Origin of the sequence: Blautia sp. MSK.18.38, from assembly GCF_024460535.1 — a bacterium.
Lineage (GTDB): Bacteria > Bacillota > Clostridia > Lachnospirales > Lachnospiraceae > Blautia_A > Blautia_A fusiformis.
Window position 1 is genome coordinate 232451 of record NZ_JANFYP010000001.1, and the last position, 13040, is coordinate 245490.

General features: G+C 38.3%; 17 protein-coding genes. 8 read left to right on the top strand and 9 right to left on the bottom strand.

Annotated features, from left to right (window positions below; genetic code table 11):
• The first annotated feature begins 233 nt into the window (after positions 1-233).
• Positions 234-1337, top strand: a complete 1104-nt coding sequence (locus NE638_RS01215; protein WP_158439091.1) for a site-specific integrase — start codon at positions 234-236, stop codon at positions 1335-1337.
• Between the two features lie 272 nt (positions 1338-1609).
• Here NE638_RS01215 and NE638_RS01220 read toward each other — a convergent pair whose 3' ends face one another.
• From NE638_RS01220 to NE638_RS01230, 3 genes are all read right to left on the bottom strand, one after another.
• On the bottom strand, positions 1610-1789 hold the full coding sequence (locus tag NE638_RS01220; RefSeq protein ID WP_028086473.1) for a hypothetical protein: 180 nt from the start codon (positions 1787-1789) through the stop codon (positions 1610-1612).
• Positions 1790-1846: 57 nt separating this feature from the next.
• Positions 1847-2476: a type III toxin-antitoxin system ToxN/AbiQ family toxin gene (locus tag NE638_RS01225; protein ID WP_173745661.1), complete on the bottom strand. Its 630-nt coding sequence runs from the start codon at positions 2474-2476 to the stop codon at positions 1847-1849.
• 324 nt (positions 2477-2800) lie between these two features.
• Entirely contained in the window at positions 2801-3214 is a 414-nt protein-coding gene (locus tag NE638_RS01230) for a hypothetical protein (RefSeq protein ID WP_173745662.1), read from the bottom strand.
• A gap of 108 nt (positions 3215-3322) precedes the next feature.
• On the opposite strand from NE638_RS01230, the gene NE638_RS01235 reads away from it, so the two are divergent.
• Positions 3323-3523 carry a helix-turn-helix domain-containing protein gene (locus tag NE638_RS01235; RefSeq protein WP_055264806.1) on the top strand — a complete coding sequence of 67 codons (201 nt, stop codon included), beginning with the start codon at positions 3323-3325 and terminating at the stop codon, positions 3521-3523.
• 51 nt (positions 3524-3574) lie between these two features.
• Here NE638_RS01235 and NE638_RS01240 read toward each other — a convergent pair whose 3' ends face one another.
• Both NE638_RS01240 and NE638_RS01245 read right to left on the bottom strand, forming a co-directional pair.
• Positions 3575-4135 (bottom strand): sigma factor-like helix-turn-helix DNA-binding protein, encoded by a 561-nt coding sequence (locus NE638_RS01240; RefSeq protein ID WP_173745663.1) that lies wholly within the window; start codon positions 4133-4135, stop codon positions 3575-3577.
• A 351-nt stretch (positions 4136-4486) separates the two neighbouring features.
• Positions 4487-4939, bottom strand: coding sequence for a hypothetical protein (locus tag NE638_RS01245; RefSeq protein ID WP_055299417.1), 453 nt, complete (start codon positions 4937-4939; stop codon positions 4487-4489).
• 184 nt (positions 4940-5123) lie between these two features.
• Here NE638_RS01245 and NE638_RS01250 point away from each other — a divergent pair, with 184 nt between their 5' ends.
• Positions 5124-6278, top strand: coding sequence for a hypothetical protein (locus tag NE638_RS01250; protein WP_173745664.1), 1155 nt, complete (start codon positions 5124-5126; stop codon positions 6276-6278).
• A 15-nt stretch (positions 6279-6293) separates the two neighbouring features.
• On the opposite strand, the gene NE638_RS01255 is transcribed toward NE638_RS01250, so the two are convergent.
• From NE638_RS01255 to dinB, 3 genes are all read right to left on the bottom strand, one after another.
• The gene (locus tag NE638_RS01255) at positions 6294-6788 is read right to left on the bottom strand and encodes a hypothetical protein (protein ID WP_055299421.1); all 495 of its coding nucleotides are present in this window, start codon (positions 6786-6788) and stop codon (positions 6294-6296) included.
• Between the two features lie 274 nt (positions 6789-7062).
• Positions 7063-7302: a hypothetical protein gene (locus tag NE638_RS01260; protein ID WP_026650126.1), complete on the bottom strand. Its 240-nt coding sequence runs from the start codon at positions 7300-7302 to the stop codon at positions 7063-7065.
• A 20-nt stretch (positions 7303-7322) separates the two neighbouring features.
• Positions 7323-8567, bottom strand: a complete 1245-nt coding sequence (dinB, locus tag NE638_RS01265; protein ID WP_173745665.1) for a DNA polymerase IV — start codon at positions 8565-8567, stop codon at positions 7323-7325.
• 194 nt (positions 8568-8761) lie between these two features.
• On the opposite strand from dinB, the gene NE638_RS01270 reads away from it, so the two are divergent.
• From NE638_RS01270 to NE638_RS01280, 3 genes are all read left to right on the top strand, one after another.
• The gene (locus tag NE638_RS01270; RefSeq protein WP_055299425.1) at positions 8762-9214 is read left to right on the top strand and encodes a helix-turn-helix domain-containing protein; all 453 of its coding nucleotides are present in this window, start codon (positions 8762-8764) and stop codon (positions 9212-9214) included.
• Positions 9215-9291: 77 nt separating this feature from the next.
• Complete coding sequence (locus NE638_RS01275) at positions 9292-9846, top strand: ImmA/IrrE family metallo-endopeptidase (RefSeq protein ID WP_173745666.1); 555 nt, start codon at positions 9292-9294, stop codon at positions 9844-9846.
• Between the two features lie 34 nt (positions 9847-9880).
• Positions 9881-10174 carry a hypothetical protein gene (locus NE638_RS01280; protein WP_173745667.1) on the top strand — a complete coding sequence of 98 codons (294 nt, stop codon included), beginning with the start codon at positions 9881-9883 and terminating at the stop codon, positions 10172-10174.
• 72 nt (positions 10175-10246) lie between these two features.
• On the opposite strand, the gene NE638_RS01285 is transcribed toward NE638_RS01280, so the two are convergent.
• Entirely contained in the window at positions 10247-11002 is a 756-nt protein-coding gene (locus NE638_RS01285; protein WP_173745668.1) for an 8-oxo-dGTP diphosphatase, read from the bottom strand.
• A gap of 286 nt (positions 11003-11288) precedes the next feature.
• Here NE638_RS01285 and NE638_RS01290 point away from each other — a divergent pair, with 286 nt between their 5' ends.
• Together NE638_RS01290 and NE638_RS01295 are read left to right on the top strand one after the other, a co-directional pair.
• Complete coding sequence (locus tag NE638_RS01290) at positions 11289-11612, top strand: MobC family plasmid mobilization relaxosome protein (RefSeq protein WP_161286424.1); 324 nt, start codon at positions 11289-11291, stop codon at positions 11610-11612.
• The gene (locus tag NE638_RS01295; RefSeq protein WP_173745669.1) at positions 11579-12937 is read left to right on the top strand and encodes a relaxase/mobilization nuclease domain-containing protein; all 1359 of its coding nucleotides are present in this window, start codon (positions 11579-11581) and stop codon (positions 12935-12937) included. The genes NE638_RS01290 and NE638_RS01295 overlap by 34 nt, the downstream gene beginning before the upstream one ends.
• Positions 12938-13040 lie beyond the last annotated feature (103 nt).

The following is a 13040-nucleotide window of genomic DNA, read 5'->3' on the forward strand; positions in this document are numbered from 1 at the left end:
TGTAATTATGCTTTGTGCAGTTGTAACTCTTGTTATCAATTTAATGCATAAAAAATAGCGCCCTCGTCCTGGTAAGATAAGGCGCTATTTTTAGCTATTGTTTTATCCGGCGGTCAGGTGTACGCTGACCAACGGTTCTCTTGTTAAGTACATTATATCTATATTCAACATTTTTGTCAAACATTTGTTGATTACATTTGTTTGACACATTTGTTTAATAATGGAGGATTCAGATGCCGGCTTATAAGTATTTTACCAAAGATGGAAAGACAAAATGGTATGCCAACTTCTACTATGATGATTGGCTTGGCAAGCGTCAGCATAAATGCAAAAGGGGTTTTTCTACCAAAAAAGAGGCTATAGAATGGGAACGTGACTTTCTGGCACAGGGAGCCAAGGATCCAGATATCCTGTTTTCTGCTCTGATCAAGAATTATATGTCAGACTGCAGCTCCCGGCTGAAACTGACCACTCTGGAAAATAAGCAGTATCTGATAGACATGAAACTGCTGCCATTCTTTAAAGATATGAAGATCGGTGACATTACCCCGATCGTGATCCATCGGTGGCAAGATGCCATGATTAATTACAGAGATGAAAAGGGAAGTCCTTATTCCCAGACGTATCTGAAGACCATCAATAACCAGATGTCTGCTATCATGAATTATGCCGTCAAATACTATAAGCTCCGGAGTAATCCCTGCCTTGCGGCCGGTGCGATCGGGAAAAGCAGTGCAGATGAAATGAACATCTGGACAAGAGAACAGTTCGATTACTTCCTGACATTTGAAAAGAAAAGCGCATACAGGATGGCATTCAGCCTCATGTTCTATGGCGGGCTTCGGTCTGCAGAGGTTCTAGCCATTACTCCGGCAGATATCCTGCCGGACTGCTCCGTATCCATTAATAAGAACTTTGTGGTGATAAAAGGCGAACAATACTTCCAGACACCAAAAACTGAAAAGAGCAAACGTGTCGTGAATATTCCTCAATCGTTGTACAAAGAGCTTCAAGACTATGTTGCAAGTATGGCCATAGAGCCGGATGAACGCATCTTCTACTTCCAGAAGTCCGGAATGCGGTCAGAATTTAAACGTGCAACTGCCAGATCTGGTCTTCCAGAGATCAGGATCCATGATCTTCGCCATTCCCACGCAAGTATGCTGATTGACATGAAGTTTTCTATCAAAGAGATTTCGGACCGGCTTGGACATGAATCACCGGAAACAACCTGGAAAGTTTATGCTCATTTGTACCCAGGAAAAGACAGGAAGCTTGCTGACGCTCTCAATGAAGTAAGAGCCACAAATGATAATGCAGAAGATAAAAACATATGAAACGTACAGTATCATATAATAACAAAAAATCCCCAAAAATAAGACACTTTCTCCCCATTAACATCACCGTAGCATCACGGACAAAAATAAAATCCCGGAAACCCTTGTAAATAAAGGGTTTCTGGGATTTTGCTCATTATTCAAACTCCTTTGCGGACTGCGTTTCATAGCACGCAAGGCATATAATTAGACGCTTTACAATCGAACTTTTGTTTGAAAATTTATATTTTCCGTACCGTTCGTGAAGAGATAAACTCCAAAATAACTCCATTCTACTCTTTGTTATTTTGTTGTTCTTCTCTTGCGTAGAGGAGATCCAATGCCTGACACACAACACCACTCATACTCTGATAATGTCGCTCTGCATACTCGACAAGCCTCTGCTTTTGCTCCGGAGTCACCCGTACTCGTATGTTTTCTTCTTTACCATCTTTTGGTGTTTTTCTTGCCAAACATATCACTTCCCTTCCACAAGTATAGTTTACTACTGATTACTACAAAATGTCAATCTATTTTTCATCTTTTTTATATTCGCCAAGTGCCTGTTCAAGTTTTCGATAATCGCAATGGTAAGGAAGAACTTTATTCTTTCTAATCTGTTTTTCATATATTTTTGTTGCTTTTTTTGCAATATCATCTGCTATCTCTTTTAAAAAGTTATATTCCTTAATCATAAGAAATGTTCTTTGATTATCACTCCTTGATCCACTACTGCTGATATTAAATTTCACTTCTGTGTATACGGTATTATCTACCGGAAACATTTTTCTCATATCCAATACTGAAAGTATACGTTGTCTTGCATTTCTCTGATCTTCAGGCTCTATTTTTCTCAAAATTTCCTGATTTTTCACTTCAACAATAATATCATCTCTATCTACTGGATCCTTTTTGATGTCTATAACTTCATAAACTCTATACCAATTAGCAGTCACATCTGCCCATCCCTTATGTTTTTCTTTTGCAGATGTTAATGGAATTACATACTTCATTCCGTCATTGTTCAATAAAATCCCCAGGTGAGGTTTCAATCTATAATTTTCATCTTCTTTATTGAAAAAGATTTCAGAATCTATTCCATTTAAATATTCCATATAGTCTACATCAATGTAAACGAATTGTACTTTATCAAAATTCATATGTATCCCCTAAAAAAAATAGGAAGCTGTCGCTTCCTTTATCGTTCCACACTTCAACGCCTTTGGTAGTGGTACACCAACCTATATAGTTCTGCATTTCAACGCCTTTGGTAGCAGCACACCAACCTATATCGTTCCACATTTCAACGTCCTCGGTAGTGGCACACCCAACACAAGTGTTGATTCTTTTAATATAGCCAGTATATCATAAGCACCAACTTCTTGTATAATTATAATATGATAAAAACCTCGATTTGTCAATATACTTTCATCTTTACTTTAGTAAGTCTTTTATTGATTTATAATAACCAGATATCCCTTATCCTATTCTTCTATCTCCAGTATAAATTCCTCTGGATTGTCTATAATATTATACGTTCCATCACTCTCCTCCGGCAAGTAAGAAAATGCAAACATCTGCTTTCCCTTCTCTGCCTGCCGCTTTGAGGCATACACAATCACATATAACACATTCGGAATCGACTGGTCATAGCTGAACCGCACGCTTTTAAATGAATTTTCCCTGCAGCATTTTACAATTTTTTCTGCACAGGCTTTCTGATCCGCCACATACAGTTTATTTAGCACTACTGTCAAACGCTCTTCATGGTAATTGTCCGCTGTCATTGCATAGGAACCATACACATCCATATCTCTTCCAAACTGCAAATATCCCAGACAACCACCTGTAATCATTATTATACCGATTATCAAATAGATAAACCACCTTTTTTTCATCTTTCTTCTCCTTCGCCCTCCCCTGTATCATAATACAAGTGTATGACGGAACAGCTTATTTTTCAATACAGTTGTATTTATAATTTTAGGAAAAGACGAGGTGTCGTTATGATTGTATATATGGATTTGGAAAATCTGCTTAAAGAAAAGAATATCAGCAAAAATAAGCTATGTGAAGCCTGCAATTTACAGCGTACACAGCTTAACAACTACTGTAAAAATAAAGTGTCCAGAATTGATTTCTCAATTCTTGCAAAACTCTGTGAATTTCTGGATTGCACACCGAATGATATACTGAAATTAAAGTAGGGCATTGGATTTCTCCAGTGCCCCTTTTGATAATTTGATATTCAATTACGTTTATTTATTGCCATTATGATCAGACGGCAATCTCACTTCTCCTGAGCGTCTTTTCATAATAGAATTTTGTGTCTCCATCAGTGTTGGGATATAATCATTTTCCTGCAGAAAATCACCAGCCGCTTCCGCATAAGATTCATAGCCAGCTGCTTTCATTCTCTTCAACATTTTTGCTAAAGCACTGTTCTTGTTCCTGCTTACCTGGCGGGTGCTGATTCCAAGTTCTTCTGCTGTTTCTTTCAGCTGTTTTCCCATGATGAAATAATCACTCACGATTTTCTTTTCATTCTCTGTCAGAACACTGAACAGCTCCTTGAAAAAGATCTCATTTGTAATATCAGCTACAATATTCTGATCTCTGTCAGCAATAAAATCCGTTGCACTACTGATTTCCGACTGTAACCCACAGAATAATACGGTATTATTTCTCCGATGCTGCTGATGAAACATATAATGTTCCTTATTGTAAGAAGTATTGAGAACTTCCAGTTCCTCTGCTGTCACGTTGTCATATTTCACTTTCTGGTATCTGTCATAAAATGTATATTCTCTTTCTTCCATGATTGTTCCTCCGATTTGTCGATTAAATTGATTTGCAACAAATCGAAGGTCATGGATATCTGGCATAGTGCCAGCCTTTTGCCTGCATTTCGATATGCCTTTCCCTTCCGGCATTTATGCCGAAAACGAAACAACATAACAAATATGTAACCTCATTTTGGGCATAAAAAAAGGCCATACCCTTCCGGGCACAGCCATACGCCTAAATATTTGAGAAAAGAAAAACCTCCGCAAACAACTGTCTGCGAAGGTCTATTTCTCTCAGCATATCAAGTTTAGCATATTGATTTTTTCAAGTCAGTACCAGCACTCTTTCATTTATCTTCCATTTTAGTACCAATACGGTTTCACTTATGTTTCACTTCCCTCTGTAAGATTATTAGTCCATAATAATTTAGAATATGTAATTTCTGCTTCCTTAAAATATCTATAGTAAGTGGTTCTTGACATATCAAACATTTCCGCAACCACCTTGTGTCCATTATTGAACCCCGAAAAGTAAAACTGATATAGCATGTCATAATATATCGCACCTTTCCCTGGATATTTGCGAAGCCATTGTAAACACAGCTCCATTCTATGTAGCAACGTGGCTGTAGCACGCACTTCAACCAATTTATTTTCAAGATATTTTCCATTGAGCATTAAATCTTCTCCCAAAACAGAATCAATAAGATTTTCTATAGACTTCATATCACTGTCAAAAAGTTCATCTTCCACTTCCTGTGTTCTAACCATCACTGCAAATTTCGCCATCTGGTAAGATTTTAGTAATACTTTGGTCTTGCGTAACATTTCTTCCATGATCGTACCTCCTTATTATCCTAAGACACTTTCATGGGGCCCCTTTGATATTTATAGTGTATCACGAATACATACCCTATTCCAGAACATGTTCATTTATTTTTATACCTTATTCAAGGTATTGTTTTATTCCTGTATCAGGTATATAGTTTTATTATAAGGTATTTCATGGAGGTGCATAATAATGAATCAGCCACAAAAAAATAATTCCCAAACCACCGATATTCGTCAGAAACATATAAATGCAATACGTCAAAGATTAAAGCAGAAGCGAGAAGAATATTGTAAAACACGTTCAGATAAAAATATACTTGGACCTGGTGCAATCCATAATTATTTAAAAGAAAACTACCATGTCTACACAAGCCAAACAACTATACAGAACTTTTTTTCCAATAGTGACGGTATTCAAAAAATTGATATTTCCGCTGTTCTCGCAATGTGCGATTGGTGGGGATGTGATCCAGGCGAAATATTAGCTTTTCCTGATCAGTCTTCTTTCTCCACAAGTAACAGTTATAAGCAAACACCACATCAACAGTTGTTATTGGATACCAGTTATAATGGAAAATTTCATTGTTATTTTTTCAAAATCTCCGGAACTGATTCTTCATTTAACACACCATATCCTTACTCCCTGAAGAAAAGGGAAGATTTAATCAAAGGTACAATTACCTTTAATATTGATCCCGACAATGGCTCAAAAGCTTATTTTGAATACAAACAACTTGTTCATCAGTTTCAAAAACCTGACGAAATAAAAGTCAAACGCTGTACTTGCTTTCCAATGGAATCTACACTGAATCATAATATATATTTGGACTTTGTCGATCAGGACGGACGTTTCTACTACATTTTTTTCAATCATCAAGTGTTTATAAATGGTCCCTTGTATTTTAGGATTGGTGGTATGATAACAGAATCATCAGAGCATGATAATGGTCCATTTTTCCAAAAAATAGTTCTTTTTCACGAAAGACCTGACGATTCACAAGATGACTTAATTCGCGGATTACTTAATACAAACCCATACAATTACTTATTGGATGAACGAGAACTTGAGCGACTTGCGGCAACTGATACTGATATCAAAAAATTCTGGGATAATTATAAAGATTTGCTTGCTCCTCGTAAAAGAGAAATCTATTTTTTTAACGAAACCTTAATTACCAAAGAATCTGGATATCTTAGTGAATATGATGCAAAAAAGACGCTCATTAAATTACGCCACCACAGTTACTCTCAAAACCAAATCATCATTGGTCGTGATGAAGATGCTCACCGAATAGCCCGACGAATGCAAAATCCGAAAGACATTGAGCATGATGATTACCAATAAACGGTAACAGGCACATTATTGTGCCTGTGCCTTTCTGGCTACTCCCCAAAGCATCGCTGCATACAAACGAATGGCTTTTTTCCTCTTTCTGTAGTATGTTGTATATGGCATATCTTCTAGCATCATCATAACATCTTCATTCGTATTCTTGAACGAATCAAAGTACCTGTATCGCAATAGCCGATAAAATAATTCTCCATCATCCGGGTATCTTTTTACAATTAGCAGTGCATCTTCCATTATTTCGAGTAAACACAAATTGAAATTATTTGATGCAAGTCGTTCTTGAATTCTCCTCTTTTCTATTGTGGAATCAAAATCAAGTATGTTGTTCAATAATAGAGTTAGATTCTTTCTATCCTCTATATAAAGTTCTTCATCTATTTCCTCAAGATTTCTATACACACGAAACTTTACCTTCCGATATAAATCCAGTAACATTTCCGCATTTTTATACATTTCATCTGTTACCTGTTCCACTTCATCTAATACTCCAAACAAGTTCTGCATAATTGTCCTCCTTCCCGACCGCTTCCGCAGCCAGACCAATCATTGTATTGTTTATTCCATTCACAGTCTGTCACTGTCCTAACATCTCTTCATGCAGATTCCGCAGAAATATCCGCTGTGGGATAACTTCTATTTCTGGCTGACCGGCAACTGTATGATCTCTTGAAAGCAATCGGTTCTCACGGGAAAGGATGTATCCCCGACTGCTGATGTTCTCATCGAATATCTATCTCTCCAAAGGGGCCCTGATTCAGGGCTCCCTTTTAGGACGCCGTTATTTACGTTCCATAAACCATTTATAATTTTCTTCATAGGTCAGATGACAGATTTTCCCGCCCACCTGACATGTATAACGATATCCGGTTCCGCCAGCTTTTCGACTGGCACAACGTTCCGGTTTTGAAACCTTATCAATCGCATACTTACGTCCATCTTCCCAGACAAACGCTGTAGGGATCAATTCTCCTTCCCGGCTGAATACCGCCAGGACATCTACATACACTTTAGCTGTCATTACAAAACACCTGCTCTCTCCTATCCATGAAAATATGCTTGTGGATGAACTGTGTGTTCCTTAGCATTCAGCTGTGCCAGTATCTTATCTTGATACATAAATGCTCTCTGAATACTCTGATAACCGAATCTTCCACGGATCTCATCTACCACCTGGTCCATTTTTTTGATTTTTTCTCTTTTCGTTTCATCCATAAATAAATCAAGCTGATAAGGCATCTCTTCCGACACCAGATCACATCCTCGAACACCAAGACTACGAATCGGATGTTCCCAGTTATAATTTTTCTGAAATAACTCAAATGCTGTTCTGACAATTTCTTCTGTAAGGTTACTTGCCCTGTCCAACTTGCACTGTCTCGTGAAATGATACAGTCCATTATCCCGAATCGAGATTTCTACTGTCCTGCACTGAAAACCATTTTCACGAAGCCTGGCTCCTACACTTTCTGAAAGCGCCATCAAAATAATCTTCACATCCAATTCACTAACAAGATCTCTTGGTGTTGTTGTGCTGTTCCCGATAGACTTGATGGGTGCTTTATATCCTTCTACTGAAACTGGAGTCTCATCCCATCCATTTGCAAAGGTATGAAGTACCAATCCCATCTTTCCAAGATATGTTTCTAATATAGAAGGTTCTGCTCCTGCCAGATCTCCGATTGTACAAATGCCTAGTTTCTTCATCGTCCGTTCAGTGCTTCGTCCTACCATGAGTAAGTCTCCTACTGGAAGTTTCCATGCAATATCCTTGTAATTGTCTTTGGAAAACTCTGTGATGGCATCTGGCTTTTTATAATCAGAACCGAGCTTTGCAAATATCTTATTCCAGGAAACACCAATACTTACAGTAACGCCCAGTTCATATTTAATCCGTCTGCTGATTTCTTTCGCAATCTTCATTCCGTCTCCCTTGATAGAAGTACTGGCAGTCACATCCAGCCAGCTTTCATCAATCCCAAATGGTTCTCTCTGATCCGTGTATTCACTGTAAATCTCCTGTGCCATTCTGGAAAACCTCAAATAAAGATCCATGCGAGGTGGTACAAAAATTATTTCCGGGCAAACCTGCCTTGCCTGCCACAATGCCATACCTGTTTTTACTCCGGCTCGCTTTGCAATATAATTCGCAGTCAGCACAATTCCATGTCTTGCCTCCGGATCACCACCGACTGCCATCGGCTTCCCGGCAAGTTCTGGATAATGCAGCATCTCGACACTTGCATAAAAACAATTCATATCTGAATGGAGAATTGTCCTGCTCATAACATTCACCTACCAGTCTTAAAAATCATAATAAAAGTTCTTTGCTTCATATTGACTTTGTGAAGTTTTTGAATTATAATTTCTACTAACTTCACGAACATTTGTTTGTATTTTATACGTGATAATGAACTCTGTCAATAGTTTTTATAAAGTTGATGAAGTTACGATTTCAAAAACTTGGAAAGGATCCCACTATGAATTTTTCAGACAAGATTAAATTTCAACGAGAACAGAATCATCTGACACAGAAAGAACTTGCAGAACTGGTCGGCGTATCCCAGCGTGCGATTGCAGCTTATGAAAGTTCCGGCACTATCGCACGAATCTCTACTATGAGAAAACTCGCTCATGCATTAAATGTCTCTTACGATTATTTAAAACATGATGAGATCACAGATCCTTCTTATGGAATTGAAAAAATGGATTATATTGATGAAGTCAATGGACAGCTTGGTGAAAAAGGAGCCAGAGACATCAATGAGATTCTCGAAGCTAACCGTGCTCTTTTCGCTGGTGGCGAACTTGACGAAGAAGCAAAAGATGCTTTCTATCAGGCTGTAACCAAAGCATATCTTTCCTGTAAGATGGAAGCTAAAAAGACATTTGGACGGAAAAAGAAAAACACTGAAACGGAAAGTGATTCATAGATGTCCGTATTTTCGTACAGCACTTTTGCTACTCTATACTTGCAGCAAACTATCTTATGAAATATCGAGGTGTTTTTATGAGTTCAAAATATATAAGAGACACTGTTAATAAAGTAAAAGCAAAATATCAGGAAAGTGATCCGTATCGTCTTGCAGCTGCTATGCATATTATTGTTAAGAAGCTTCCTCTTGGAACTGATCCAAACTGTTGTAAAGGCTTCTGTATGCGGGAATGTCGAAAGACCTGCATCGTCATTAACAGCGATCTGCCGGAAATCATACAACAGATTATCCTGATCCACGAGATTGGGCACGCACTCCTTCATCAGCAAACCCTTCAGATCAAGTGTTTTCATGATTTTGAATTATTCGATGGAGTGTCACAATGTGAATATGAAGCGAATTGCTTTTCCGCTGATTATCTTCTGGAAGATGAAGATGTCCTGGAAATGCTTAACGCTGATATGTCCTTTTTCCAGGCTGCAGCTGAACTGAAAGTTCCACCGGAACTTCTTGATTTCAAATTCCGAATGATGAAACGTAGCGGCGTTCAGATTGTAGATTCTCCGATTACTTCCAACAGTGACTTTTTAAAAGATATCCCTACTTCGGGAATTATAGAAAATTACTAAATATGCTATTTTTTGAAAAAGGAGATTTTTGAAAATGATCAACTTAAATAAACGTAGAATAGATTTTGGAAAAGGGGATGTAGGCATTGGTGTCATCGGAAACACTATAGATTCCGCACAACTGGCATTTTATAATCAGAGTGCACGTCCCATCCATATACTCAAGAATCCAGATCAGAATCCTGGGTTCGAACCCATGGAATTTAAAGAAGAACCTTTTATCATGAGCTTTTCCAATCCAGAAAGCATTGATGCAGTTATTTCAATTTTACAACGTGCCAAATATATTAATTTCACTTCCAAAAGCGAACAGCAAAAAACAGAATAAATAAATGATATATCTTATAAAGAATGGCTGTCTTTTCTCCAATGATCCGGCAGCCATTTCTCATGTAATTCTTTAATACAAATCTCCCACATATCCATCCGCTTCCAAATGCATATAGCACTCATCCACCTGCTCTGATTCCAGAATCTGCAAAACGTGTTCCATACCTGTAGCAAGTTCTCTTGTTTTTAACTCTTCCAGCGGAATCCAATAAACGCTTCCTTCCTCAGAACTCTTCAATTCTCCGGTAAACTTATCCGCTTTATACAGGGTAATGACATAGTGCACACCACTCTTATGCCAATGATACAATCCTCCAAGCTTCGGTGCTTCAATCGTAAGTCCTGTTTCTTCCCAAACTTCACGAATCATAGATTTCTGAAAAATCTCATTCGCTTCTACGTGACCACCTGGGAAAGTCGTACCGGTATAGCTATCATCCACTTTATCCAGAGCCAGTACGTTTCCTTTATCATCCTGAATCATACACATATTCATAAAACAGACCTTCTCAATCCGACTCTCTTCTTTTTCATTCAGAGATTTTCTGACACGTTTGTTGATATCCGATCGTTTGGATTTATAATGCTTAAAGACCTCTCCATATGGAATCCAAATTTCAGCATCTTCGATTTTTTCATAGACAGTATCCACTACTTCTTCCAAATGTTTGTCATTCGGAAAAGTGTATTTTTTCATATAATAATCTCTGGTTGCCTGAAACATCCATTCCGCAATCTTTTCTTTCTGTTTCATTTTTAACTGGGAGTACTTCTTATTCGTTTGCAGTAGTCTCCCATCTATCATCTTATGGTTTTTCCGTGACATCGGTTTGACCTCTTTTCTTCTTTCTCATTCAGATTTTACTATACCACAGAATCAGGCCTGCGTCATACTTCTGAGCTTCGATGTCCTCTTTTTCTTCTCTCAGTACCTTATTTATAGAGGGATCTTTTTTTAAGACTCTCTTCCGGCGGCTGTGCCACCGGTAAATAGCAAGGACAGGAAGTGAGGATACACTTCCGAAAAATCCCAATTTAGGGTACCCTGCCCTAAATTGAAAAAGCGCTGAAAGCAACGATACTACTGCCCTCGCAGAAAGGAGAACACGCCAATGGCTGAAAGAAAGCGAAACAAAGAAATCCATTTTTATGTCACCGAAGAAGAACGGAAGCTTATCCGCAGAAAGATGATAGAATCAAAGACCAAAAACATGGGAGCTTATCTGCGTAAAATGGCAATCGACGGTTACATCGTCAACACCGATACCACTCCGCTGAAGAAACAGTATGAGGAAATGCACAAGATTGGCGTAAATATCAACCAGATTGCGAAGAAGGTGAATACCACCGGAGATCTATATCCGGAAGAAATGCAAGAACTGAAAGAGATGGTGAAAGAACTATGGCGTATATTAAGATCTTCCCCATTAAAGTAACAGACAAGAAAGCTCTGGACTATATCACGAATCCAGATAAAACTGATGAAAAACTGCTTGTTTCCAGTTTTGGCTGTTCTCCTGAAACAGCTGATCTGGAATTTGCCATGACAAGAGAACATGCAAAAAAGAACGGAATGGATAAAGGCGATAACCTGGCATTTCATCTGATCCAGTCTTTTAAGCCTGGTGAAACAGATGCAGAAACCGCCCATCGCTTAGGACAACAATTTGCAGATGAAGTACTGAAAAGAAAATATGAATACGTGATCAGCACTCATGTTGACAAAAACCATATCCATAACCACATCATCTTTAATGCAGCAAGTTTTGTTGATCATCATAAGTATGTTTCCAATAAGCGGAGCTACCATAAAATCTGTCGGATCAGTAATCGTGTCTGCTATGAAAATGGACTTGCCACCAGTATGCCAACTGGAGAAAAAGGAAAAAGCTATAAAGAGAACATGGAATATCATCGTGGCACGAGTTGGAAAGCCAAGCTACGTGTCGCAGTTGATAAGGCAATCTGGACTTCCATCAACTATGAGGAATTTCTACAAAAAATGCAGTTAGCCGGATATGAAGTTCGACAGGGAAAACATCTATCCTTCCGTGCACCGGAGCAGAAGAATTTCACTTATATGAAATCTCTTGGAAGTTATTATAGTGAAGAAAATGTCCGTATCCGTCTGGCTAAAAACCGTAGCAAAGTGAAAACTCCAAAGCATTTGTCCAGAGAAGCTCGCCTATATATCAATATCTCCACGTATGTTACGACCGGCAATCGAGAAGGATTTGAACGATGGGCAAAACTCAATAATCTGAAAGAGGCTGCTCGTACCTTCAACTATCTTTCCGAAAATAACCTGCTAAATTATGAAGATTTCCAACAGCATCTTTCTGATGTTGATGCTTCTGTTAAATCGGCTGAGCAGAGAATAGTACAAATCAACAGTGAACTGAGCACGCAGAAAATCATTCAAAAACACTGTGATTCTTACCGGCTTTGTCGTAAAGTGATTGAAGATTGCAAATCTGCCAAAAATCCAAAAGCATACCGGACCAAACATCAGGCAGAATACCAGCTCCACGATTCACTAAAAAAAGAGCTTCAGGATCTCGGTGTTACCAAAATCCCAAGCTCTAATAAAATCCAGAAGAGGATAGAAAATCTTGAATCTGAACAGGTTGCTACGGTCCGAGAAAAACAGGAACTGCAGAAAAAGCAAAAGACACTGGATATCATTAGACAAAATTTTACAGCACTGCTCAGTGCTCCGGAGATGCAAATTCCTGTATCAGGAAAAGAGCCAACTCTTTAAAACGAAGAGGTACCTACATAACGGTGCCTCTTCGTTTAATTACATACGTATCCATAGGTGATATCCTTTCTTAAAAATCCAAATATTAATGCAAAATCTACTC